At 68.4% G+C, this 22,278-nt stretch carries 27 protein-coding genes and 1 tRNA gene; 2 read left to right on the top strand and 26 right to left on the bottom strand.

Features of this window, described 5'->3' with window-relative positions:
• Positions 1–12 precede the first annotated feature (12 nt).
• On the top strand, positions 13–1,095 hold the full coding sequence (locus NF681_06395) for a DUF4432 family protein (protein UST54818.1): 1,083 nt from the start codon (positions 13–15) through the stop codon (positions 1,093–1,095).
• A gap of 38 nt (positions 1,096–1,133) precedes the next feature.
• On the opposite strand, the gene NF681_06390 is transcribed toward NF681_06395, so the two are convergent.
• The 9 genes from NF681_06390 to NF681_06350 all read right to left on the bottom strand — a co-directional run bounded on the left by NF681_06390 (position 1,134) and on the right by NF681_06350 (position 8,689).
• Positions 1,134–1,209: transfer RNA gene (locus tag NF681_06390), tRNA-Thr, on the bottom strand.
• Between the two features lie 47 nt (positions 1,210–1,256).
• Entirely contained in the window at positions 1,257–1,835 is a 579-nt protein-coding gene (locus NF681_06385; protein ID UST54817.1) for a ClpXP protease specificity-enhancing factor, read from the bottom strand.
• A gap of 10 nt (positions 1,836–1,845) precedes the next feature.
• Positions 1,846–2,457, bottom strand: a complete 612-nt coding sequence (locus tag NF681_06380) for a glutathione S-transferase N-terminal domain-containing protein (protein ID UST54816.1) — start codon at positions 2,455–2,457, stop codon at positions 1,846–1,848.
• A 102-nt stretch (positions 2,458–2,559) separates the two neighbouring features.
• Positions 2,560–3,315 carry a cytochrome c1 gene (locus tag NF681_06375; GenBank protein ID UST54815.1) on the bottom strand — a complete coding sequence of 252 codons (756 nt, stop codon included), beginning with the start codon at positions 3,313–3,315 and terminating at the stop codon, positions 2,560–2,562.
• A 24-nt stretch (positions 3,316–3,339) separates the two neighbouring features.
• Positions 3,340–4,740, bottom strand: coding sequence for a cytochrome bc complex cytochrome b subunit (locus tag NF681_06370; GenBank protein ID UST54814.1), 1,401 nt, complete (start codon positions 4,738–4,740; stop codon positions 3,340–3,342).
• A 13-nt stretch (positions 4,741–4,753) separates the two neighbouring features.
• Positions 4,754–5,368 (bottom strand): ubiquinol-cytochrome c reductase iron-sulfur subunit, encoded by a 615-nt coding sequence (petA, locus tag NF681_06365; protein ID UST54813.1) that lies wholly within the window; start codon positions 5,366–5,368, stop codon positions 4,754–4,756.
• A gap of 186 nt (positions 5,369–5,554) precedes the next feature.
• Entirely contained in the window at positions 5,555–6,592 is a 1,038-nt protein-coding gene (gene pdxA, locus NF681_06360; protein UST54812.1) for a 4-hydroxythreonine-4-phosphate dehydrogenase PdxA, read from the bottom strand.
• Positions 6,589–7,362, bottom strand: coding sequence for a Nif3-like dinuclear metal center hexameric protein (locus NF681_06355; protein UST54811.1), 774 nt, complete (start codon positions 7,360–7,362; stop codon positions 6,589–6,591). Before NF681_06355 ends, pdxA begins: the two co-directional genes overlap by 4 nt.
• A 4-nt stretch (positions 7,363–7,366) precedes the next feature.
• Positions 7,367–8,689, bottom strand: coding sequence for an MFS transporter (locus tag NF681_06350; protein ID UST54810.1), 1,323 nt, complete (start codon positions 8,687–8,689; stop codon positions 7,367–7,369).
• A gap of 368 nt (positions 8,690–9,057) precedes the next feature.
• Here NF681_06350 and NF681_06345 point away from each other — a divergent pair, with 368 nt between their 5' ends.
• The gene (locus NF681_06345; protein UST54809.1) at positions 9,058–10,221 is read left to right on the top strand and encodes a trypsin-like peptidase domain-containing protein; all 1,164 of its coding nucleotides are present in this window, start codon (positions 9,058–9,060) and stop codon (positions 10,219–10,221) included.
• Positions 10,222–10,241: 20 nt separating this feature from the next.
• Here the strand turns inward: NF681_06345 and tatC are convergent, their stop codons facing one another.
• The 17 genes from tatC to murA all read right to left on the bottom strand — a co-directional run bounded on the left by tatC (position 10,242) and on the right by murA (position 22,216).
• A complete protein-coding gene (tatC, locus tag NF681_06340) occupies positions 10,242–11,042 on the bottom strand; it encodes a twin-arginine translocase subunit TatC (GenBank protein UST54808.1) in 801 nt (266 codons plus the stop codon).
• Positions 11,043–11,107: 65 nt separating this feature from the next.
• Positions 11,108–11,578 (bottom strand): Sec-independent protein translocase protein TatB, encoded by a 471-nt coding sequence (tatB, locus tag NF681_06335; protein UST54807.1) that lies wholly within the window; start codon positions 11,576–11,578, stop codon positions 11,108–11,110.
• 13 nt (positions 11,579–11,591) lie between these two features.
• Complete coding sequence (gene tatA / locus NF681_06330) at positions 11,592–11,849, bottom strand: Sec-independent protein translocase subunit TatA (GenBank protein ID UST54806.1); 258 nt, start codon at positions 11,847–11,849, stop codon at positions 11,592–11,594.
• A gap of 67 nt (positions 11,850–11,916) precedes the next feature.
• Positions 11,917–12,276, bottom strand: a complete 360-nt coding sequence (locus tag NF681_06325; protein UST54805.1) for a histidine triad nucleotide-binding protein — start codon at positions 12,274–12,276, stop codon at positions 11,917–11,919.
• Entirely contained in the window at positions 12,266–12,655 is a 390-nt protein-coding gene (locus NF681_06320) for a hypothetical protein (protein UST54804.1), read from the bottom strand. The genes NF681_06325 and NF681_06320 overlap by 11 nt, the downstream gene beginning before the upstream one ends.
• Positions 12,656–12,669: 14 nt before the next feature.
• The gene (locus tag NF681_06315; GenBank protein UST54803.1) at positions 12,670–13,068 is read right to left on the bottom strand and encodes a phosphoribosyl-ATP diphosphatase; all 399 of its coding nucleotides are present in this window, start codon (positions 13,066–13,068) and stop codon (positions 12,670–12,672) included.
• Between the two features lie 11 nt (positions 13,069–13,079).
• Entirely contained in the window at positions 13,080–13,472 is a 393-nt protein-coding gene (gene hisI, locus NF681_06310; GenBank protein ID UST54802.1) for a phosphoribosyl-AMP cyclohydrolase, read from the bottom strand.
• Positions 13,473–13,503: 31 nt separating this feature from the next.
• Positions 13,504–14,283 (bottom strand): imidazole glycerol phosphate synthase subunit HisF, encoded by a 780-nt coding sequence (hisF, locus tag NF681_06305; GenBank protein UST54801.1) that lies wholly within the window; start codon positions 14,281–14,283, stop codon positions 13,504–13,506.
• 40 nt (positions 14,284–14,323) lie between these two features.
• Positions 14,324–15,163, bottom strand: coding sequence for a D-hexose-6-phosphate mutarotase (locus tag NF681_06300; protein ID UST54800.1), 840 nt, complete (start codon positions 15,161–15,163; stop codon positions 14,324–14,326).
• 58 nt (positions 15,164–15,221) lie between these two features.
• Entirely contained in the window at positions 15,222–15,968 is a 747-nt protein-coding gene (gene hisA, locus NF681_06295) for a 1-(5-phosphoribosyl)-5-[(5-phosphoribosylamino)methylideneamino]imidazole-4-carboxamide isomerase (GenBank protein ID UST54799.1), read from the bottom strand.
• Between the two features lie 20 nt (positions 15,969–15,988).
• Entirely contained in the window at positions 15,989–16,603 is a 615-nt protein-coding gene (gene hisH / locus NF681_06290; protein ID UST55690.1) for an imidazole glycerol phosphate synthase subunit HisH, read from the bottom strand.
• 44 nt (positions 16,604–16,647) lie between these two features.
• Positions 16,648–17,280, bottom strand: coding sequence for an imidazoleglycerol-phosphate dehydratase HisB (gene hisB / locus NF681_06285; GenBank protein UST54798.1), 633 nt, complete (start codon positions 17,278–17,280; stop codon positions 16,648–16,650).
• Positions 17,277–18,314: a histidinol-phosphate transaminase gene (gene hisC, locus NF681_06280; GenBank protein UST55689.1), complete on the bottom strand. Its 1,038-nt coding sequence runs from the start codon at positions 18,312–18,314 to the stop codon at positions 17,277–17,279. The genes hisB and hisC overlap by 4 nt, the downstream gene beginning before the upstream one ends.
• Positions 18,315–18,430: 116 nt before the next feature.
• Positions 18,431–18,802, bottom strand: coding sequence for a hypothetical protein (locus NF681_06275; GenBank protein UST54797.1), 372 nt, complete (start codon positions 18,800–18,802; stop codon positions 18,431–18,433).
• Complete coding sequence (hisD, locus tag NF681_06270; protein UST54796.1) at positions 18,799–20,118, bottom strand: histidinol dehydrogenase; 1,320 nt, start codon at positions 20,116–20,118, stop codon at positions 18,799–18,801. Before hisD ends, NF681_06275 begins: the two co-directional genes overlap by 4 nt.
• Before the next feature lie 31 nt (positions 20,119–20,149).
• Positions 20,150–20,800, bottom strand: coding sequence for an ATP phosphoribosyltransferase (gene hisG, locus NF681_06265; protein ID UST54795.1), 651 nt, complete (start codon positions 20,798–20,800; stop codon positions 20,150–20,152).
• A 132-nt stretch (positions 20,801–20,932) separates the two neighbouring features.
• Positions 20,933–22,216, bottom strand: coding sequence for a UDP-N-acetylglucosamine 1-carboxyvinyltransferase (gene murA / locus NF681_06260; protein ID UST54794.1), 1,284 nt, complete (start codon positions 22,214–22,216; stop codon positions 20,933–20,935).
• Positions 22,217–22,278: the final 62 nt, after the last annotated feature.

The raw sequence follows: 22,278 nt of genomic DNA, 5'->3' as shown, positions 1-22,278 counted from the left end.
ATCGAAGTTTCCATGACCACACGCATCGACCTGCGCCCCGCCATGTTCGGCGAACGCGAACGCATCCTGGCGACGGCGCCGGGCTTCGAGTGCGCCACCTTCCGTTTCGATTCCGGCGTGGAGGCCCTTCGCGTGCGCAACGACCGCGGCCACATCGTGGTACTGCCGTTCCAGGGCCAGCAGATCTGGCGGGCGACCTTCGACGGGCGCGAACTGGCGATGCGCTCCCTGTTCGACGAACCGGCCAGGACCACCGACTACCTTCGCACCTATGGTGCCTTCTTCCTGCACTGCGGCGTCACGGGCATGGGCGCGCCCGGTCCGCACGACACCCATCCCCTGCACGGCGAGTTGCCCAACGCCCCGTTCGACCAGGCCGCGATCGCGATCGACGAGGCCGGCGGCACGCTGTGCATCGAGAGCGTCTACCGGCACGCCGTGGCCTTTTCCACCGACTACCGCGCGACGGCACGCACGGTGCTGCATCGCGATTCGGCACTGCTGGACGTGTCGCTCGAGGTGCACAACCAGAAGCAGGGCCCCATGGACCTGCTCTACCTCGGGCACTCGAACTTCCGGCCGATCGACGAGGCGCGACTGGTCTACAGCGCGCCCTACACCGCCGAAGCGGTGCGGGTGCGAAAGTCCATTCCCGGCCACATCACGCCACAGCCGGGGTATGCCGAACTGCTGGACAGGCTGGCGGCGATCCCGCAGGTGCATCACCGGCTGACGGCCGGCGTGGCCTACGATCCGGAGGTGGTCTTCGCGATCGACATGGTGGCCGATGCCGAGGGCTGGGCCCATGCCCTCCAGGTGCATCCGGACGGGCGGGCCGACTACGCGGCGCATCGCCCGGCGCAGGCGCCCATCACGTCGCGCTGGCTGTGCCGCACGCCCGAACAGGACGCCATCGGGCTTTCGATGCCAGCGACCTCGGGCGTGGAAGGCCATCGGGCAGAGAAGGCACACGGCCGCGTGGTGGAACTGCCCGGCGGCGCAACTTGGCGCATCGACATGCGGCTGGGGGCGCTGACCGCGCCCGAGGCGGCGCGGATGGAACGACACATCGATCTCTGCGTGGGGCGCGCGTGACGCGGCTGGAACGCGATGCAGGAACGGAAGATGGTGTCTGGTGCCGCTTGTCGGAATCGAACTGACGACCTACCGCTTACAAGGCGGTTGCTCTACCAACTGAGCTAAAGCGGCACGGATCTGGATTCTAGCGACCGGGACGCGAAGCCCGGCCCGCGCACTCACTTGACGCGCTTGAGCGACGGCTTGGTGCCACCGGTCGATGGCGGGCGTGGGGGCTCGCTGTCGTCGGGCGCTCCGGCGTCCGCCTCGCTCGCGCCGGGTTCGGACGATGCATCGGCGCCCACAAGATGGACGACATTGTTTGCATCGCCTTCGCTGCCGCGCGAGGCATCCCTCAAGGGAACACGCGATGTCGGCGTGCTGACGGCCGACGTCGTGCCCGGCCCGTCCGCGCCACCGGTCGCCGACGTCGAAGGCATCGCCGGAAACGCCATGCCCTGGCCGTTCTCGCGTGCGTAGATGGCGATCACGTTGCCCACCGGCACCATGATCTCGCGCGCCGTGCCGGCGAAACGCGCCTTGAATTCGATGAAATCGTTACCGAGCTTGAGCGAACTGGTCGCGTCGAAGCTGACATTGAGGACGATCTCGCCATTCTTGACGTATTCGCGTGGCACCTGGACGCTGTCGTCGACCTGCACGGCGACATACGGCGTGAAGCCGTTGTCGGTGCACCATTCGTACAGCGCCCGGATCAGGTACGGGCGGGTGGAGGACAGCTCGGGCGCGTTGATCATCGGAGAGCGCCTACTTGCGCATGACCTTTTCGGATGGCGTCAGCGCTTCGATGTATGCGGGACGCGAGAAGATGCGCTCGGCGTACTTCAGCAGCGGCGCGGCATTCTTGCTCAGGTCGATGCCGTAGTAGTCCAGACGCCAGAGCAACGGTGCGATGGCGACGTCGAGCATCGAGAAGTTGTCGCCCAGCATGTACTTGTTTTTGAGAAACACGGGTGCGAGTTGGGTGAGGCGATCGCGGATGTGGGCACGCGCCTTTTCCAGTGCCTTGTCATTGCCTTTGGCACTGCGATTCTCGAGCGCGGCGACGTGAACGAAGAGTTCCTTTTCGAAGTTGAGCAGGAACAGGCGGACCCGGGCGCGATCGACCGGATCGCCGGGCATCAGCTGCGGATGCGGGAAACGCTCGTCGATGTACTCGTTGATGATGTTCGACTCGTACAGGATCAGGTCGCGTTCGACCAGGATCGGCACCTGACCGTACGGATTCATGACGGCGATGTCTTCGGGCTTGTTGTAGAGGTCGACGTCGCGGATCTCGAAGTCCATGCCTTTTTCGAACAGTACGAACCGGCAGCGGTGGGAAAAGGGGCAGGTCGTACCTGAATACAGAACCATCATGGCGAAAGACTCCTAAAAATCAAAAAGAGTGGGTCGCGTTGGCAACCCACTCTGCGGGACCGGTCGCGCAAGGGCGCTGGGACCGGTCGATGTCGAACAGCGCTACTTGACGTCTTTCCAATAGGAAGCGTTGAGCCGCCAGACGAAGAGCAGCGCCATGGCCAGGAACAGCAGCACCCACACGCCGATGCGCACGCGCGTGTTCTGGGCCGGCTCGGCCATCCACTGGAGGTAGTTGACGAGGTCGCCCACGGCCTGGTCGTATTGCAGCGGGGTCATCTTGCCTGGCGTGACCTGCTCCCAGCCCTTGAACACTTCGACCTCGTGGCCGTGCTGTTCCACCTTGGTGTAGACGGGGCGGCGATCGCCCTGCAGTTCCCACAGCACGTGCGGCATGCCGACGCTCGGAAAGACCAGGTTGTTCCAGCCGGTGGCCTTGGTGTCGTCCCGGTAGTAGGTGCGCAGGTAGGTGTAGAGGTAGTCGGCACCGCTGCCGCCATGACCGGCGCGCGAACGTGCGACCAGGGTCAGGTCGGGCGGGTTGGCGCCAAACCACTCCTTGGCCTGCCGCGGATCGATGTTGGACTTCATCGTCTCACCCACCTTGTCGGTGCTGAACAGCAGGTTGTCCTTGACCTGCTGCTCGGAGATGCCGATGTCCTGAAGCCGGTTGTAGCGCATGAACGCCGCCGAATGGCAGTTCAGGCAGTAGTTGACGAACAGCTTGGCACCGTTCTGCAGCGATGCCAGGTCATTGGTCCTGTTCGGCGCCTTGTCCCAGGCAATGCCGCCTTCGGCCGCCTGCGCGCCCGTGGCGATGCCGAACGCGGCGATCAGCGTGAGGATGAGTTTCTTCATTCTTGTGGGCTCCGGACTGGCGGTTCAGTGCGCGGCGAAGGTCACACGGTCCGGCACCGGCTTGAACTCGCCCAGGCGGCTCCACCAGGGCATCAGCAGGAAAAAGCCGAAATAGAACAGCGTACCGACCTGGGAGACGCGCTCTCCCAGCGGCGATGGCGGCTGCACACCCAAGTACGCCAACACGATGAAATTGACGACGAAGATGCCGTAGAGGTATTTGTTCCAGCTCGGCCGATAGCGGATCGAACGCACGGGGCTGTGGTCCAGCCAGGGCAGGAAGAACAGGATGATGACCGCGCCACCCATCACCACCACGCCCCAGAACTTGGCATCGATCGACAGCATCAGCGCGCAGACCACCACCGCCGCCACCACGATGGCGCCCTTGAAGATCGACGGCAGCCGCGCCTTCCAGACGCCGTAGATGGCGGCACCCACCACGCAGGCGATGAGCGCATACATCATCTCGCTGGTGATGGCGCGCAGCATCGAATAGAAAGGCGTGAAATACCAGACCGGCGCGATGTGGTTGGGCGTCTTGAGCGAGTCGGCAGGAATGAAGTTGTTGTACTCGAGGAAGTAGCCGCCCATTTCGGGAGCGAAGAAGATCACGGCCGAGAAGATCGTCAGGAACACCACCACGCCGAAGATGTCGTGCACGGTGTAGTACGGATGCGACGGGATGCCGTCGACCGGATGGCCGTCCGGGCCCCGGTTGGCCTTGATCTCGATGCCGTCGGGGTTGTTCGAGCCCACCTCGTGCAGCGCGATCAGGTGTGCCACCACCAAGCCGAGCAGCACCAGCGGCACGGCGATGACGTGGAAGCTGAAGAAGCGGTTGAGCGTGGCGTCGCTCACGACATAGTCGCCGCGGATGAGGAGCGCCAGGTCGGGGCCGATGAATGGAATGGCGGCGAACAGGTTGACGATCACCTGGGCACCCCAATAGCTCATCTGGCCCCAAGGCAGCAGATAACCCATGAAGGCCTCGGCCATGAGGCACAGGAAGATCGCGCAACCGAAGATCCAGATCAGCTCGCGCGGCTTGCGGTAGCTGCCGTAGATGAGGCCACGGAACATGTGCAGGTACACGACGACGAAGAACGCCGAGGCCCCGGTCGAATGCATGTAGCGGATCAGCCAGCCCCAGGGCACGTCGCGCATGATGTATTCGACCGAGGCGAAGGCCTGGGCCGCATCCGGCTTGTAGTGCATCACCAGGAAGATGCCGGTCACGATCTGGATCACCAGCACCAGCATCGCGAGCGAGCCGAAGATGTACCAGAAGTTGAAGTTCTTCGGCGCGTAGTAGTTGCCCCACTGCTCCTTCCAGAGCTTGGTCAGCGGAAAGCGGTTGTCGACCCAGTTGAGCAGCCGCTCTCCGCCAGGGGCGTTGGGGGAAATCTCGTGATAGTCAGCCATGTCGCGGTTCTCCTCAGGCCTTCTTGTCGTCGCCGATGAGCAAGCGCGTGTCGCTCAGGTACATGTGCGGGGGCACCGGCAGGTTGTCGGGCGCGGGCTTGTTCTTGAACACGCGACCGGCGAGGTCGAACGTGGAACCGTGGCAGGGGCACAGGAAGCCACCCTCCCAGTTGTCCGGCAGAGAGGGCTGCGGACCGGCCTGCAGGCGGTCGATGGGCGAGCAGCCCAGATGCGTGCAGATGCCCACGACGACCAGCACGTCGGGCTTGATGGAGCGGCCGGGATTGTTGGCGTACTTGGGCGTGAACTCGGCCGGATTGCGCTTGGAATCCGGATCGGCCAGCTGGCCGTCGAGCTTGGGGAGTTCGGCGACCTGGGCCGCCGAGCGCTTGAGGATCCAGACCGGCTTGCCGCGCCATTCGACCGTGAGCTTCTGGCCTTCCTGGAGCCCCGCGATGTCGACCTCGACCGGCGCACCGGCCGCCTTGGCCTTCTCCGAGGGCTGGAAGGTGCTGACGAAGGGCACCACCGTGGCCGCCCCACCCACCGCGCCGGCGCAGCCGGAAGCGATCAACCACGTCCTCTTGCTCTTGTCGATCTTCGGGGCGCCGACAGGGATGTCACTCATGGGGGTCCTCAATCTTCTCGCTGGGCCTTGGGTCAACCCGAGATTGTAGCGGAGCGTCACACGCTCATTCAACGCGGCGCCCCCCGGAGAACCCCCTGGAGAACCCCGCCTTCGAGGCCGTCCGCGGGCCTCGTCCGGGCGTCCAGCCAACTGGACCGCCGAAGCGCCACGGCCGCCGGGAATTCTTCAGTCCGCAGCACCGGACAACGCCCGCGCCATGCGCAGCGCCTCGATCAGGCTGGCCGCATCGGCACGGCCGGTGCCGGCGATGTCGAACGCGGTGCCGTGGTCGGGGCTGGTACGCACCAGCGGCAGACCGAGCGTCACGTTGACGCCCTTGTCGACTCCCAGGTACTTGACGGGAATCAGTCCCTGGTCGTGGTACATCGCGATCACGACGTCGAACTCGCCCGGCCGTCCGGGCGTCGAGCGAGCACGCATGAACACCGTGTCGGGCGCGTGGGGGCCGTTCGCGTCGATCCCCTCGGCACGCGCGGCGGCGATGGCCGGCGCGATGACGTCGCGCTCCTCCGTGCCGAACAGCCCGCCCTCCCCCGCGTGCGGATTCAGCCCGGCCACGCCGATGCGCGGCGCGCGCCCGAGCGCGGCGCCCAGCGCGCGATGCGCGATCCGGATCGTCTCCAGCACGCCGTCCACGTCGACGGCCTCGATGGCGCGGCGCAGCGACATGTGGATGCTCACGAGCACGGTGCGCAATTCGTCGTTGGCCAGCATCATGCGCACCGGCATCGCCTCCACCGGCACGCCCCGATGGGCCGCGGCCTCGGCCTGCAGCAGTTCGGTATGACCGGGATAGCGATAGCCGGCGGCGGCCAGGGCCTCCTTGTGCAGCGGTGCCGTGACGATGGCGGCGATGTCGCCCGCGAGCGCGGCGCGTGCCGCCCATTCGACGCACGCTCCCGCCACCCGGCCGGCCTCGGCGCCGATCCGGCCGAGCACGACACCCCGGGGCGGTGCGACGACCTGCAGCACCGGCACGCAATCCGGCGGCGCTCCGTCGACCTCGTCGGCGCTGTCGAGCACGACCACCGGCAGCGCGGGACGTCCCGCCACCGCCAGCATCCGCGTGGCCGCGCGCACCGTCGCGACGTCGCCGGCCACGAAGCAGCCCCGCGTGAGTGCCGGCGCGTCGCGAAATGCCTTGGCGATGATTTCCGGCCCGATGCCGGCCGGATCGCCCAACGTGATGGCAATGGGTTTCATGCGGGGTTGTCGATCTCGATGAACCGGTGCTCCACACCCAGCTGCGCGGCCACGTGACCGGCGGCGGCGGGCGCACCATAGCGCTCGGTCGCATGGTGGCCGGCGGCGATGAATGTCACGCCCATCTCGCGTGCGCAGTGGGCCTGCGGCTCGGAGATCTCGCCGGTGAGGAAGGCATCGGCCCCGGCGGCGATGGCGGCCTCGAAATACCCCTGGGCACCGCCGCTGCACCAAGCGACGGTGCGGATCGGCCGACGCCCGCCTTCGACCAGCGTCACGGCCCGGCCCAGCACCCGCTCCGCATGCGACGCCAGGGCGCCCGCGTCGGCGAAGCTGCCGCCATCGTCGCGCTGGCCGATGAAGCCCAGGTCCTGCTCGCCGAAGCGGCCGGACGCGCCCGCGTGCGCCGACAGGCCCAGCTTCAGGCCGAGCTGGGCGTTGTTGCCCAGTTCGGGGTGGGCGTCCAGCGGCAGGTGGTAGGCGAAGAGGTTGATGTCGTGGGCCAGCAGCAGGCCCAGGCGCTGGCGCATCCAGCCGGTGACGCGGCCGTCCTGACCGCGCCAGAACAGGCCGTGATGCACGAAGATCGCATCGGCCTCGGCCTCGATGGCGGCCTCGATCAGGGCCCGGCTCGCCGTCACGCCCGACACGATGCGCCGCACCGTCGTGCGGCCCTCCACCTGCAGGCCGTTGGGGCCGTAGTCCTTGAAGCGCGTGGGCGCGAGCAGGAGATCGAACGCGTGCAGGAGTTCGTGCCGGGTGGTGCTCATGGCCTCATTGTCGCGCCGCGTGCATCGGATGGCCGCGCCCGGCCATGGGCAACAATGCCAGCAGCAGGCCGATGACCGCCAGCGCGCTCACGTAGTGAGACGGCGCCATCGGATCCTTCTGCAGCCACACGGTCAGGATCACCGGCGTCAGGCCGCCGAAGACGGCATAGGACATGTTGTAGGCGAAGGACAGCCCGGTGAAGCGCACCGGCGCCGGAAAGGCACGCACGGCGGCGATCGGCACCGTGGCGATGGTCCCAACGAACAGGCCCACCAGACCGTAGTGCCAGACCAGCGATGCCGGGCTGCCCGGCAGGCTGCCATAGAAGAGCCAGGTGGTGGCCAGCAGGCCGCCCCAGCCGACCAGCATCGTCGCGCGCGTGCCGATGCGGTCGCTCGCCCACCCCACCACGATGCAGCCGATCGTGAGCATCAGCGTCGCGACGGCGTTGGCCTTCAGCGCCAGCGCGGCCGGGACGTGATGGACCTTCTGCAGGTAGGTCGGCGTGTAGAGCACGACCACCACGATGGCCGCCGACAGCACCCAGGTCAGCAGGCCGACGAACAGGACCGGTCCCCGATGCTCGCGCAGCACGGTCTTGAGCGGCAACTCGCGCGCCACGCTGCGGCGATCGGCCAGTTCCTGGAACACCGGCGTCTCGTGCAGGAAGCGGCGCAGGTACACCGACACGAGGCCGAAGACACCCCCGAGGACGAACGGAGCGCGCCAGGCGAAGTCGGCGACCTCGGCCGGCGTGTAGTGCGTGTTGACGAACACCGCCACCAGCGAGCCCAGCAGGATGCCGCCGGTGATGCCCGAGGTCAGCGTGCCGATGCCGAAGCCGTAGCGCCGCGCCGGCACGTGCTCGGCGACGAACACCCACGCGCCCGGCATCTCGCCGCCGATGGCGGCACCCTGCAGCGTGCGCATCGCCAGCAGCAGCAGCGGCGCCGCCACGCCGATGCTGGCGTAGGTGGGCAGCAGGCCGATCACCAGCGTGGGTGCGGCCATCAGGAAGATCGACAGCGTGAACATGCGCTTGCGTCCCAGCAGGTCGCCGAAATGCGCGATCACGATGCCGCCGAGCGGCCGCGCCAGATACCCCGCGGCGAAGATGCCGAAGGTCTGCAGCTGGCGCAGCCAGTCGGGCATGTCGGGCGGAAAGAACAGCGCGCCGAGCACGGTGGCGAAGAACACGTAGATGACGAAGTCGTAGAACTCGAGCGTGCCGCCCAGTGCGGACAGCGCGAGCGTCTTGTAATCGCGTGCGTCGAGCGTGCGCGTGGGCGAGGCCGGCGAGGCGGCGGCGGTGGCGATGGCGGTCATGGCGTGGCGTCCCGGGAGAAAGGACTGCGGGAAAAACATCGATCGGACAGCGGCACGGACGGCGAGCCTGGACTCGCGGCGTCGTCGGGCGGGCATTCGGATGCGCAAGCGGGTGCCGCTCGGGATGGGAGCGCCCCGCACCGGCGCGTCCTGTGGGAACGCCGGTGGCGGAAGGGGCGTCATTCTAGGGTTTTCCCTTGTTCGACGCGCCGGACGGGTCTCGCGGCGAAGCGGGCGAATCCCATGACGCACAGGGGGCTTGAGAGACAATCACGGCCCCGCGCGGTTCGTCCGGCCATGATCGCCGTCGGTCCGGGCACGCCGCCTGCCCACGTCCTTTCCCCGCTCCTACTTTTCGGTCCTCCTCCATGAAACGCACCTGGCTGCTGTTCGCCCAAACCGTCACCGTCCTGCTCGCGGCCTATTTCGTCGTCGCGACGCTCAGGCCGGACTGGCTCAACCGGCGCACGTCGCTCGGCGGCCTGGTGCCGGTCATCGAGGCACCGGCCAGCGCGCCTGGCGCGATCGCCGCGGGCAGCCTGAGCGCGGCGGCCAGGAAGGCTGCGCCGGCGGTGGTCAGCATCAACACCAGCAAGGCCGCGCAGCGCAATCCGCGCAGCAACGACCCGTGGTTCCGCTTCTTCTTCGGTGACCCGGGCGGCAACGACCAGCCGCAGGTCGGCCTGGGAAGCGGTGTGATCGTCAGCGCCGACGGCTACATCCTGACCAACAACCACGTCGTGGACGGCGCCGACGAGATCGACGTCACGCTCAACGACAGCCGCCACGCGCGCGGCAAGGTGATCGGCACCGATCCGGACACCGACCTGGCGGTGCTCAAGATCGAACTCGACAAGCTGCCGGTGATCGTGCTGGGCAACTCCGACGCCCTGCAGGTGGGTGACCAGGTGCTGGCCATCGGCAATCCGTTCGGGGTCGGCCAGACGGTCACCAGCGGCATCGTCTCGGCGCTGGGCCGCAACCAGCTGGGCATCAACATGTTCGAGAACTTCATCCAGACCGACGCGGCCATCAACCCGGGCAATTCGGGTGGCGCGCTGGTCGACGTCAACGGCAACCTCGAAGGCATCAACACCGCCATCTACTCGCGCTCGGGCGGCAGCATGGGCATCGGCTTCGCCATTCCGGTGTCGATGGCCAAGCAGGTGCTCAGCGACATCGTGACCGAGGGCAAGGTCACGCGCGGGTGGATCGGCGTCGAGCCCGGCGATCTGTCACCCGAGCTGGCGGAGACCTTCGGCGTCAAGGCCAACGCCGGCGTGATCATCACGGGGGTGCTGCAGAACGGCCCGGCCGCGCGCGCGGGCATCCGGCCGGGCGACGTCATCACGGGCGTTGGCGACAAGAAGGTCGACAACGTGCAGGAACTGCTGACCGCCGTGGCCGGACTCAAGCCCGGCATCGAGGCGCGCTTCGCGCTGCAACGCGGCAGCGACCGGATGGAACTCGCCGTCAGTCCGGGCCTGCGCCCGAAGACGCAGGTGCGGCGCAGCCCGGCCGAAACCGAATAAGGCGACGGCGGCGAACGTCCTCAGGGACGCGTCGTCAGGTCCGTGGTTTCCTCGGGCGACTTGCTGTGCTTGACGAAGTAGCGCGCCGCGACGATGCCGATCTCGTAGAGCAGGCACATCGGGATGGCCAGCGCCAACTGCGAGACCACGTCCGGCGGCGTGAGCACCGCCGCGACGACGAACGACAGCACGATGAAGTAGCCGCGGAAACTGCGCAGCTTCTCGATCGTGACCATCTCGAAACGCACCAGCAGCATCACCACGATCGGCACCTGGAAAGCGCAACCGAAGGCGATGTACAGCGAGAGGATCGCCTCCACGTAGGAGGCGATGTCCGGGGTGGCGTTGACCGAGGCCGGCGTGAAGCGCTGGATGAAGCCGAACATCTTGTCCAAGACGAAGAATTGCACGAAGGCGATGCCGATGTAGGCCAGCAGGCTGCCGAAGAAGATCAGCGGCAGCGCGAACCGCTTTTCATGGCTGTACAGGCCCGGCGCCACGAACATCCAGATCTGATACATCAGCCACGGCAGTGCCAGCAGCACCGCCGTCATGCCCAGCACCTTCAGGGGCACGAAGAACGGAGAGAACACGCCGATGGCGATGAGCTTGGCGCCATCGGGCATGTGCGCGCGGATCGGCATCGCGATCAGGTCGATCAGTCCGGCCGGGCCGGGCCAGAGCGCCAGCAGCGCGGCGGCCACGGCGAGGCCGTAGACGCAATAGAGCAGGCGATCGCGCAGTTCGACCAGGTGCTGGACGAACGGCTGCTCCGTGCCGGCGAGCTCGTCTTCTTTGTCTTTGGGGGTGGATTCGGCCATGGGGGAGCGCTGCGGGCGGTGACACCGGCGCCGCAGGTCGCGACGTCCGGCCCGGCCTGGGGTGGCTAGTTGATCTTGTGCGGCCGGAAGCGCGCGACGCGCGCGGCCCCGGAGAGCGCCTTGGTGCGCACGCCGTTGCGGGCCTTGTACCACTGGGGCGTGGCGCCCTGCTTCAGGCGCCAGTTCTTGCGTGGATGCTTGTAGACCGGCGCCACGGGGGTGTAGGGCACCTCGGGCTCGGCAAGGGCCGACAGGGTCTGGCCGCTCTCGGAGAACTGCTTCTCGAAGTCGCTCGCGCCCGAATGGATCGACTGCTCGACATCGCGTGCGGCCTCGTGCACGGAGTCCTTCATCTTGCGGAGTTCGTCGAGGTCCATCGAACGATTGACCTCGGCCTTGACGTCGTTGACGTAGCGCTGGGCCTTGCCCAGCAGCATGCCGACGGTGCGTGCCACGCGCGGCAGCTTTTCGGGGCCGATGACGATGAGCGCCACGGCGCCGATCAGCGCCAGCTTGGAAATGCCGAGATCGATCACGTCGCGCGGCGGATCAGGACTTGTGACGCGCTTCGACGTCGATGGTGGCCGACTTGTCGGCGGCCGCGTGGCCGGTCACATGCTGCGTCGGCGTCGTCGGCGCGGGCGTGACGACAGGGGTCTCGGTGGTCGAGCCGTCCTTCATGCCGTCCTTGAAACCCTTGACGGCGCCGCCCAGGTCGGAGCCCATGTTGCGCAGCTTCTTGGTGCCGAAGATCATGACGACGACGAGCAGCACGATCAGCCAGTGCCAGATTGAAAAAGAACCCATGGATGACTCCTGAAGAATGTGAAGAATTTTAGTCGGCGCCAAGATGGCACCGGGATGACGCGGGAGATCAGCCCTTCAGCCAGGGCCGTGGGCCACCCATCACGTGGACGTGCAGGTGGTGGACCTCCTGCCCGCCTTCGGCGCCGGTGTTGACGACGACGCGGAAGCCCCCCTCCGGATAGGGCCGGCAGCCCTGGTCGAGTGCCAGGCGGGGCGCCAGCGTCATGATCCGCCCCATCAGGGCGGCATCGTCGTCCGTGAGTTGCGCCATCGACGCGATGTGTCGCTTGGGCACGATCAGCAGGTGCACCGGCGCCCAGGGCGCGATGTCGTGGAAGACGAAGACGTCCTCGTCCTCATGAACTTTCTTCGACGGTATCTGCCCGGCGATGATCTTGCAGAAGACGCAGTTCGGGTCAGAGGACATTCGAGGCCTCCATCGCGCGGCCGGCGTTCATGCGGGCCATGCCCTTGACGATGCGGTAGAGGAACCACAGCGAGATCAGGCCCCAGGCGATGAAGCCCGGCACGATCAGCAGCAGCCAGAGCCAGGAGGTGATCAGGTACAGCACCCCGGCCCACACCACCGAGCGGATGCGCCACCCGAAGTGCGAGGCCTGCCAGGTGCCGGTCGCCTCCGGGCGCTTGACGATGTCGATGATCAGCGCGAGCAGCAGCAATGCGACCGACGCCTGCATGCCGGGCACCACCGCGCCCACGGCCACGACCAGGTGCAGGGCGTAGCTGATCCAGCCCCAGGTCCGCAAGGATTTGTGGGGTTCGACGTCGACGATGTCACGGTCCATGGTGTCCTTGTCCTTCATTGCTCGCGGGCTTCGCGGTCCTGCGCCTTGCGCAGCGCCTTTTCCTCGATGCCGCTGGTGCCTTCACGGCGCTCCAGTTCGGCGACGACCTCGCGCGGCGCGAGGCCGTAGTGCGCGAGGGCGATCATGCTGTGGAACCAGAGGTCGGCCACTTCGTTCACTATTTTCTGCCGGTCGCCGCCGTGATCGGCGTCCTTGGCCGCCATCACGACCTCGGTCGCCTCCTCGCCGATCTTCTTGAGGAAGGCGTCCGGTCCCTTGTGCAGGAGCCGCGCGACATAACTCCTGTCGGGATCCCCGCCGCGCGCCGGCAGGCGGCTCTCGATGACGGCGGCCAGCCGAGCCAGGGCGTCGGTGGCGGATGCGTCCAAGGCGGATGCTGTCGTCGATGTCATGGATCTGCTTCTTACTTGTAGATGGACTCGGGGTCCTTGAGGACCGGTTCGACTGCCGTCCACAGGCCGTTCTCGTAGCGGCTGAAAAAGCAGCTGTGGCGCCCGGTGTGGCAGGCGATGCCGGGCTCGTGGCCGCGTTGCGTGACCTTGAGAAGCACGACGTCGTTGTCGCAGTCCAGACGGATCTCGTGCACGGTCTGCACGTGGCCCGACTCCTCGCCCTTGAACCACAGCTTCGCGCGCGAACGGCTGAAGTACACGGCACGACCGAGTTCGGCCGTCTTCTGCAGGGCCTCGCGGTTCATCCAGGCGAACATCAGCACGTCGTTGCTGCCCTGCTCCTGCGCGATCACCGGCACCAGGCCGACGGCATCCCATTTCACTTCGTCGAGCCAGTTCGTCATCGGGCGATTGTCGCAAACCGTCGGCGGGGCATCAGGCGCGCACCGGAATGCCGCGCGCGGCCATCAGTGCCTTGGCCTCGCCGACGGTGTGGTCGCCGTAGTGGAAGATGCTCGCCGCCAGCACTGCATCGGCGCCGCCGGCCTGCACGCCGTCGGCCAGATGGTCGAGGTTGCCGACACCGCCCGAAGCGATCACCGGCACGCCGACCGCGTCGCTCACCGCGCGCGTGAGTTCGAGGTCGAAACCGCTCTTGGTGCCGTCGCGGTCCATGCTGGTCAGCAGGATCTCGCCGGCGCCGCGCCGCGCCATCTCGGCCGCCCAGCGCACCACGTCGAGGCCCGTGTTCTTGCGCCCGCCGTGGCTGTAGACGTCCCAGCCCGGACCGCGCTCGGCGGCGTCCGCGGCCGTGCGGCGCTTGGCGTCGATGGCCACCACGATGCACTGAGCGCCGTAGCGGTGCGACACCTCGTCGATCACCGCCGGATTGGCGATGGCGGCCGAGTTGAAGCTGGTCTTGTCGGCACCGGCGTTGAGCAGCCGGCGCACGTCCTCGACCGTGCGCACGCCGCCGCCGACCGTCAGCGGGATGAACACCTGCGAGGCGACGGCCTCGATGATCGGCAGGATCAGGTCGCGACCGTCGCTGGTGGCGGTGATGTCGAGGAAGGTGAGTTCGTCGGCGCCCTGCGCGTTGTAGCGCGCGGCGATCTCGACCGGGTCGCCGGCATCGCGCAGCTCCAGGAAGTTGACACCCTTGACGACGCGACCACCGGTCACGTCGAGGCAGGGAATGATGCGTTTGGCGAGCATGGCGGTACGGGAGGTTCGAGAAGCGGGGGATTCGACGGGTTCAACGCACGGTGAGCTGCTGCCAGCCCTGCCACGTCTCGCCGGGAGCGAGCGCGACGGGCGTGTCGACGGCGGCGGCCTCGACGCAGAGCATGTGCCGATAACCATCGTCGGGCAGGTCGGCGAGCCGGGCCGAGAGCACGTCGCCGGGATTCCAGACGACGGTCTCGGTGCAACTGGCGGACTGCGCGATCTCCAGCGTGCCCGACGGCTGCACGAGCCGCAGCGGCGTGGCCGGCGCCGCGTAGACGCTGTCAAACTCGGCCTCGAAGGTCACGGCTTCGGCGTCCTCCTGCAGACGCAGGTCGCGCACCGCGTCCCAGCGTCGGGCACCCCGCAGCCCTTCGAGCCGCGCGCGGGCGATGTCGTCGACCCGCAGGTAGCTGTGCAACGCGCCGGTGAACGACCAGGGCGTGTCGCCGGTGTTGCGGACGTCGAGCGCCACGCGCAGGCTGCCGGCGTCGAGCGTGGCTTCCAGCCGAAGCCCGAAACCGTGCGGCCAGAGCGCGCGCGTGGCCGCGTCGTCGTCCAGCCGAAGCGCGATGCACGCAGGCGCCGCCGGATCGGCCTGCGCGAGCTGCCAGACGACGTTGCGTGCGAATCCGTGCTTGGCCAGCGGACCGCGCTGGTTGAACTGCGGCCAGCAGATCGGCACGCCGCCCCGGATGGCGGCGCGGCCATCGAACGCGGAATTCGGGCTCAGGTAGAGCCGCTCGACACCGTCCGGCGTGACCCAGGACAGGATGTGGCCGCCGTGCAGGGCCACGGTGCACTGCGCGCCGTCGGGCGCGCTCAGGCGGAACGCGGGCTGGCCGCGGAAGTCGATCGATGAGACAGGCATGCGGGGATTCTAGGGACGGACCGCTCGGCGAGCCTCCGCCCGCCCGCGCCGCGCGGGCTCAGGCGCCGGTCGCGAGCACGTCGGCGCGGGCCTGGGCGGCGGCGAAGTCGAGATCGCCCGAATAGATCGCCCGGCCGCAGATCACGCCCTCGACGCCTTCGGATTCGACCGCGCAGAGCTGCTCGATGTCGGCCATGTTCGACAGGCCGCCCGATGCGATCACGGGAATCGTCAGGGCCTGCGCGAGCCGCACCGTGGCGTCGATGTTGATGCCCGAGAGCATGCCGTCGCGGCCGATGTCGGTGTAGATGATCGATTCGACGCCATGGTCCTCGAACTTCTTGCCCAGATCGGCGACCTCGTGGCCGGTGAGCTTGCTCCAGCCGTCGGTGGCGACCTTGCCGTCCTTGGCGTCGAGCCCGACGATGATGTGGCCGCCGAACGCGACGCAGGCGTCCTTCAGGAAACCGGGGTTTTTCACCGCCGCGGTGCCGATGATCACGTAGCGCAGGCCATCGTCGATGTAGCGCTCGATGGTGTCGAGGTCGCGGATGCCGCCGCCGAGCTGCACAGGGATCTCCTCGCCGACCTCGCGCAGGATCGCCTTGATCGCCGCGTGGTTCTGCGGCTTGCCGGCGAAGGCGCCGTTCAGGTCGACCAGGTGCAGGCGGCGCGCGCCGGCCTGGACCCATTTGCGCGCCATGGCGGCGGGGTCTTCGCTGAAGATGGTCGATTGGTCCATGTCGCCCTGCTTGAGGCGAACGCAGTGACCGTCCTTGAGATCGATGGCGGGTATCAGCAGCATGGGAAAGCAGCCCTGAGGGGTCAGGGATTCCAGTGGAGGAAGTTGCGATAGAGCCGCAGACCGTGGTCGGCGCTCTTCTCGGGGTGGAACTGGGTGGCGAAGAGGTTGTCGCGGGCGATCGCCGCGGCGAACGGCGCGCCGTAGTCGGCTTGGCCGACGGCGTGGCGCGCATCGACCGGCCGGGCGTAGAAGCTGTGCACGAAATAGAAGTAGGCGTCGTCGGGCACGCCGTCCCACATCGCATGAGGCTGCGCCTGCCGAACCTGGTTCCAGCCCATCTGCGGCACCTTGAAGCGGCTGCCGTCGGGCTGCAGACGACCGGCGAGATCGAACTTGACGACTTCGCCCGGGATCAGCCCGAGCCCGTCGGTGGGGCCTTCCTCGCTGCGCGACAGCAGCATCTGCATGCCCACGCAGACGCCGAACAGCGGCTTGGTCGCCGCGGCCTCGAGCACCGACGCCTGCAGGCCGGAGTCACGCAGCTCGCGCATGCAGTCGGGCATCGCGCCCTGTCCCGGGAGCACGACGCGCGTGGCACGGCGCACCACGTCCGGGTCGGCGGTGACGAGGACCTCGACGCCGGACTGGTCGGCCGCGTGCCGCACGGCCTGCGACACCGAGCGCAGGTTGCCCATGCCGTAGTCGACCACGGCCACGGAGTTGGTGGAAGTCGTCACGGTCAGAGCGTTCCCTTGGTCGAGGGGATGACGCCGGCCGAGCGCGGGTCGAGTTCCAGCGCCGCGCGCAGCGCCCGCGCGAAGGCCTTGAAGACCGTCTCGCACTGGTGGTGCGCGTTGATGCCCTTGAGGTTGTCGATGTGCAACGTCACGCCGGCGTGGTTGGCGAATCCCTGGAAGAACTCGTAGGCGAGCTGGGTGTCGAAGGCGCCGATCATGCCGCTGGTGAACGGGATGTGCAGGTGCAGGCCCGGACGGCCGGAGAAGTCGATGACGACGCGGCTGAGCGCTTCGTCCAGCGGCACGTAGGCATGGCCGTAGCGGCGGATGCCCTTCTTGTCGCCGACCGCCCTGGCCACCGCCTGGCCGAGGGTGATGCCGACGTCCTCGACGGTGTGGTGGCCGTCGATGTGCAGGTCGCCCTGGCAGTCGATGTCGAGGTCGATCAGGCCGTGGCGGGCGATCTGGTCGAGCATGTGGTCGAAGAAGCCGATGCCGGTCGCGAGCCTGGCGCGGCCGGTGCCGTCGAGATCGACGCGGACGTCGATGCGGGTCTCGGCCGTGTGGCGCGTGACCGCCGCCGTGCGCGCGCCGACCGCGCCGACGACCGCTTCGGGTGCCGTGGGAGTGTTCATAGGGATGCTTCGAGGGCCGCGAGCATGCGCGCGTTCTCGTCGGCCGTTCCGACGGTCAGGCGCAGGCAGTTCGCCAGCAAGGGGTGCATTTTAGAAATGTTCTTGATCAGCACGCCACGCGCCTTCATGCCCTCGAAGGTCCGCGCGGCGTCGGGGACGCGGATGAGGATCATGTTGGCGTCGCTCGGCCACTGCCGCACCGCCGGCAGGCGGCCCAGGGCCTCGACCAGCCGCTCGCGCTGCGCCCGGATGTCGGCCGCCTGGGCCTCGAAGACCGCCGCGTGTTCCAGCGCGAAGCGCGCGCATTCGCAGTTGAGCACGCTGACGTTGTAGGGCGGACGCACCTTGTCGATCTCGGCGACCAGCGCGGCCGGCCCGATCAGGTAGCCCAGCCGCACGCCGGCCAGGCCGAACTTGCTCAGCGTGCGCATCAGCAGCACGTGGCCATGGCGCGCGATGCGGTCGATGTAGCTGCGCGAGGCGAAGGGCTGGTAGGCCTCGTCGACGACCACCAGGCCGCCTTGGGCGCCCTGGGCCTGGACGACCTGCTCGACGACGTCGTCGTTCCACAGGTTGGCCGTCGGGTTGTTCGGATAGGCCAGGTGCACGATGGCGGGCCGCTCGCGCGCGATGGCCGCGAGCATGGCCGGACCGTCGAGTTCGAAGTCGGCCGTCAGCGGCACGCCGGTGAAGGCCAGGCCCTGGAGCTGCGCGCTGACGCCGTACATCACGAAGCCGGGCACCGGCGCCAGCACCGACGCCCCGGGCCGGTCGCACGCCATGGTGACGAGCGAGATCAGTTCGTCGGAGCCGTTGCCCAGCATCAGGTCGAAGCCCTCGGGCAGGTGCGCGTGCGCGGCCAGGGCGCGCTTGAGCTGGGCGTTGCCGTCGTTGGCCGGATAGCGGTTGATCGCCAGAGCGCCCAGGCGGCGGCCGAGTTCGGCCTGCAGCGCGGCCGGCAGGACGTGCGGGTTCTCCATGGCGTCGAGCTTGGAGGCGTCGGCGGGCGCGTCCTGGACGACGTACGCGTGCATGGCGCGGACATCGTCGCGGATGCGTCCGAGGGCACGGCCGGTGCCGGCGGCGATCTCGGCGCTGTCGGCCACGCCGGCGAGCGTGGCGGTGGGAATGGAAGCGGTCATGGACGTCCTCAGCGCGTGCAGCGGTAGGTGTTGCGCAGCGCGGCGGCGAGCACGAGCTGGACCGGCATGTCGGCCTCGTAGCCATCGGCGTTGCGCGTGAGTTCGGTCTGGTAGAGGGGCCGCGCCATGGCGGGCTCCAGGCGGCGGTTCTCGATGCAGAACGGCGGCTTCTGTCCGGCCCGGGCGGCGGTCTCCGCGCCTTCGCGCAGCCCCTCGACCACGCCGACCAGGTAGTAGCCGGCATAGGTCTTGCCGTCCTTCTCGCCCGCCTCGAGCGTGCGCAACTCGCGGATGCTCATGCCCTGCGCGGCCGTCACGGCCAGGAGGCCGGCGACCAACGCGCAGCGGCACGCCACGCGCGAAGCCCGGCGACGTGTCATGGCTTGAGCCGGAGGCGCGCCGCCTCGGCGTGCGCGTTCAGACCCTCGCCTTCGGCCAGGGTCACGGCGACGCGGCCGAGCGTCTGCGCGCCCGCCTCGCTCACCTCGATCAGGCTGGAGCGTTTCTGGAAGTCGTAGACGCCCAGCGGGCTGGAGAAGCGCGCGGTGCCGCTGGTGGGCAGCACGTGGTTCGGGCCGGCGCAGTAGTCGCCCAGGCTCTCGCTGGTGTATGCACCCAGGAAGATGGCCCCGGCGTGGCGCAGCAGCGGCTCCCATCGGTGCGGCTCGCGGCTGCTGACCTCCAGATGTTCCGGCGCGATGCGGTTGCTCAGGGCGCAGGCCTCCGCCATGTCGCGCGTCCGGATCAGCGCACCACGCCCGTTGAGCGAGGCGGCGATGATCTCCGCGCGTGGCATGGTCGGCAGCAGCCGGTCGATGGCGGCCTGCACCTGCTCGATGTAGTCGGCATCGGGGCACAGCAGGATGCTCTGCGCGAGCTCGTCGTGCTCGGCCTGGCTGAACAGGTCCATCGCCACCCAGTCGGGCGGCGTGCTGCCGTCGGCCAGCACCAGGATCTCGCTCGGGCCGGCGATCATGTCGATGCCGACGGTGCCGAAGACGCGGCGCTTGGCGGCCGCCACGTAGGCGTTGCCCGGGCCGGTGATCTTGTCGACGGCAGGGATGGTCGCGGTGCCGTAGGCCAGCGCGGCGACGGCCTGCGCACCGCCGATGGTGAAGGCACGGCCGACGCCCGCCACGTGCGCGGCGGCCAGCACCAGCGCATTCTTCTCGCCACCGGGCGTGGGCACGACCATCACGATCTCGCCGACGCCGGCCACGTGCGCCGGAATCGCGTTCATCAAGACGCTCGACGGATAGGCGGCCTTGCCGCCCGGCACGTAGATGCCCACGCGGTCGAGCGGCGTGACCTTCTGACCGAGCAACGTGCCGTCCTCGTCGCGGTAGCTCCAGCTTTCGCCGCTGGCGCGCTTCTGCGCCTCGTGGAACTGGCGCACCCGGCGGGCGGCGAACTCGAGCGCTTCGCGCTGTTCGCCCGGCAGCGACTCGAAGGCCGCGCGCAGTTCGCCGGCCGTGAGCTCCAGCGCCTGCATGTCGGCCGCGTCGAGGCGGTCGAAGCGCCCGGTGTACTCGAGCACCGCCGCGTCGCCGCGTCGCTGCACGTCGGCCAGGATGGCGGCCACACGCTCCTCGATCGCCGCGTCCGCTTCGGCCGACCAATGCAGCCGCGCCTTGAAGTCGACCTCGAAGGTGGCCGAGGTGGTGGACAGACGGACGGGGGCGGCTTGCGTGGTCATGGCGGCAAAGAAGAAGGCAGGATGAGAGGACTTATTTCAGGGGCGCCGCCGGAATGGCCGACGCGAAGGCGTCCAGGATGCGGCGGATCGGCTCGCGCTTGAGCTTGAGCGCGGCCTGATTGACCACCAGGCGCGCGCTGATGTCCATGATGCGCTCGACCTCGACCAGGTGGTTGGCCTTGAGCGTGTTGCCGGTCGACACCAGGTCGACGATGGCATCGGCCAGCCCGGTCAGCGGCGCGAGTTCCATGCTGCCGTAGAGTTTGATCAGGTCGACGTGCACGCCCTTGCCGGCGAAGAAGTCCCGCGCCAGGCCGACGTACTTGGTCGCCACCTTCAGTCGCGAGCCCTGCCTGACGGCCGAGGCGTAGTCGTAGTCGGCGCGCACCGCCACGCTCAGGCGGCAGGCGGCGATCCGCAGGTCGAGCGGCTGGTAGAGGCCCTGGTTGCCGTGCTCGAGCAGCACGTCCAGCCCCGTCACGCCAAGGTCGGCGCCGCCGTACTGCACGTAGGTCGGCACGTCCGAGGCTCGCACGAGCACCACCCGCACGTCGCTGCGCGTGGTGGCGAGGATCAGCTTGCGCGACTTCTCGGGGTCCTCGGTGACCTCGATCCCCGCCGCCGCCAGCAGCGGCACCGTCTCTTCAAAAATCCGCCCCTTGGACAAGGCCAAAGTAATCATCGAAACAACTCCAAAAGTCCACCTTCTCTCAGGCCGGAAACACCGTGGAACCGGCTTCGCCGGGCCGCCGGCGTGGTCCCCTGGAAGGGGGTCGGCGCAGCGACACGCGGTGCGCGAAGACGAGGGGTCATCTCATATTCTCTCGATGTCGGCGCCCAGGCCGCGCAGCTTGGCTTCCATGCGGTCGTAGCCGCGATCGAGGTGATAGATGCGGTCGACCCGCGTCTCGCCTTCGGCCACCAGCGCGGCGATCACCAGGCTGGCCGAGGCACGCAGGTCGGTGGCCATCACCGTCGCGCCCGACAGCGTCGCCCCGCCCTCGACCACCGCGACCTTGCCGTCGACGTGGATCGCGGCGCCGAGCCGCACCAGTTCGTTGACGTGCATGAAGCGGTTCTCGAAGATCGTCTCGGTCACGGCCGCCGTGCCCTGCGCGACGCAGTTCAGCGCCATGAACTGGGCCTGCATGTCGGTGGGAAAGCCGGGGTATTCGGTGGTGCGGAACGGCTGCGCCCTGAGCGTGGCGCCACCGGCCGACGCGATGCGGATGCCGCCCTCGACGCCGCGCACGTCGCAGCCCGCCTCGCGCAGCTTGTCGATGACGGCTTCGAGGTGGTCGGAGCGGGCGTGGCGCAGGAACGCCTCGCCACCGGCGGCCGCCACCGCGCACAGGAAGGTGCCGGCCTCGATGCGGTCGGCCACCACGGCATGCTCGCAACCGTGCAAGGCCTCCACGCCCCGGATGCGGATGTGGCTGGTGCCGTGGCCCTCGATCCGCGCACCCATGCGGATCAGCATCTCCGCCAGGTCGACGATCTCCGGCTCCTGGGCGGCGTTCTCCAGGATGGTCTCGCCCTCGGCCAGGGTCGCGGCCATGAGGAAGTTCTCGGTGCCGGTGACGGTCACCATGTCGGTCAGGATGCGGGCGCCCCGCAGGCGCGTGCGGCCGGCCGCCAGGCGCGCGAGCATGTAGCCGTGCTCCACCGAGATTTCCGCGCCCATCGCCTGCAGTCCCTTGACGTGCTGGTCCACCGGCCGCGAACCGATCGCGCAGCCCCCGGGCAGCGACACCTTGGCCCGGCCGAATCGCGCCAGCAGCGGACCGAGCGCCAGCACCGACGCGCGCATCGTCTTGACCAGGTCGTAGGGCGCCTCCAGGTTCGACAGCGCGGCGGCATCGATGCGCACGATGCCGTGGGCCTCGCCGGCGGCGTCGTCGCGTTCGGCCTGCACGCCCATGTTGCGGATCAGCCGCAGCATGGTGGAGACGTCCTGCAGACGCGGCACGTTGTGCAGGACGACGGGCTGCGCGGTCAGGAGCGCGGCGCAGAGTTCGGGCAGGGCGGCGTTCTTGGCGCCGGAGACGAAGACTTCGCCGCCGAGCGTGCGCCCGCCGCGAATGAGGAGTTGGTCCATCGGAGAGTCCAGCGGAAGTGGAAGCGGTTGCCGGGTAGGGCGACGGGAAACCGGAGCACGCG

This window comes from Comamonadaceae bacterium OTU4NAUVB1 (genome assembly GCA_024372625.1).
Taxonomy (GTDB): Bacteria; Pseudomonadota; Gammaproteobacteria; order Burkholderiales; family Burkholderiaceae_C; genus Variovorax.
The sequence above is the reverse complement of the archived record's forward strand: the minus strand, read 5'-3'. Positions and strand labels throughout refer to the sequence as shown.

Coding starts and splice junctions, on each gene's coding strand:
- NF681_06395 (UST54818.1), top strand. CDS start 13: ATGACCACACGCATCGACCTGCGCCCCGCCATGTTCGGCGAACGCGAA.
- NF681_06385 (UST54817.1), bottom strand. CDS start 1,835: ATGATCAACGCGCCCGAGCTGTCCTCCACCCGCCCGTACCTGATCCGG.
- NF681_06380 (UST54816.1), bottom strand. CDS start 2,457: ATGATGGTTCTGTATTCAGGTACGACCTGCCCCTTTTCCCACCGCTGC.
- NF681_06375 (UST54815.1), bottom strand. CDS start 3,315: ATGAAGAAACTCATCCTCACGCTGATCGCCGCGTTCGGCATCGCCACG.
- NF681_06370 (UST54814.1), bottom strand. CDS start 4,740: ATGGCTGACTATCACGAGATTTCCCCCAACGCCCCTGGCGGAGAGCGG.
- petA (UST54813.1), bottom strand. CDS start 5,368: ATGAGTGACATCCCTGTCGGCGCCCCGAAGATCGACAAGAGCAAGAGG.
- pdxA (UST54812.1), bottom strand. CDS start 6,592: ATGAAACCCATTGCCATCACGTTGGGCGATCCGGCCGGCATCGGGCCG.
- NF681_06355 (UST54811.1), bottom strand. CDS start 7,362: ATGAGCACCACCCGGCACGAACTCCTGCACGCGTTCGATCTCCTGCTC.
- NF681_06350 (UST54810.1), bottom strand. CDS start 8,689: ATGACCGCCATCGCCACCGCCGCCGCCTCGCCGGCCTCGCCCACGCGC.
- NF681_06345 (UST54809.1), top strand. CDS start 9,058: ATGAAACGCACCTGGCTGCTGTTCGCCCAAACCGTCACCGTCCTGCTC.
- tatC (UST54808.1), bottom strand. CDS start 11,042: ATGGCCGAATCCACCCCCAAAGACAAAGAAGACGAGCTCGCCGGCACG.
- tatA (UST54806.1), bottom strand. CDS start 11,849: ATGGGTTCTTTTTCAATCTGGCACTGGCTGATCGTGCTGCTCGTCGTC.
- NF681_06325 (UST54805.1), bottom strand. CDS start 12,276: ATGTCCTCTGACCCGAACTGCGTCTTCTGCAAGATCATCGCCGGGCAG.
- NF681_06320 (UST54804.1), bottom strand. CDS start 12,655: ATGGACCGTGACATCGTCGACGTCGAACCCCACAAATCCTTGCGGACC.
- NF681_06315 (UST54803.1), bottom strand. CDS start 13,068: ATGACATCGACGACAGCATCCGCCTTGGACGCATCCGCCACCGACGCC.
- hisI (UST54802.1), bottom strand. CDS start 13,472: ATGACGAACTGGCTCGACGAAGTGAAATGGGATGCCGTCGGCCTGGTG.
- hisF (UST54801.1), bottom strand. CDS start 14,283: ATGCTCGCCAAACGCATCATTCCCTGCCTCGACGTGACCGGTGGTCGC.
- NF681_06300 (UST54800.1), bottom strand. CDS start 15,163: ATGCCTGTCTCATCGATCGACTTCCGCGGCCAGCCCGCGTTCCGCCTG.
- hisA (UST54799.1), bottom strand. CDS start 15,968: ATGCTGCTGATACCCGCCATCGATCTCAAGGACGGTCACTGCGTTCGC.
- hisH (UST55690.1), bottom strand. CDS start 16,603: ATGGGCAACCTGCGCTCGGTGTCGCAGGCCGTGCGGCACGCGGCCGAC.
- hisB (UST54798.1), bottom strand. CDS start 17,280: ATGAACACTCCCACGGCACCCGAAGCGGTCGTCGGCGCGGTCGGCGCG.
- hisC (UST55689.1), bottom strand. CDS start 18,314: ATGCACGCGTACGTCGTCCAGGACGCGCCCGCCGACGCCTCCAAGCTC.
- NF681_06275 (UST54797.1), bottom strand. CDS start 18,802: ATGACACGTCGCCGGGCTTCGCGCGTGGCGTGCCGCTGCGCGTTGGTC.
- hisD (UST54796.1), bottom strand. CDS start 20,118: ATGACCACGCAAGCCGCCCCCGTCCGTCTGTCCACCACCTCGGCCACC.
- hisG (UST54795.1), bottom strand. CDS start 20,800: ATGATTACTTTGGCCTTGTCCAAGGGGCGGATTTTTGAAGAGACGGTG.
- murA (UST54794.1), bottom strand. CDS start 22,216: ATGGACCAACTCCTCATTCGCGGCGGGCGCACGCTCGGCGGCGAAGTC.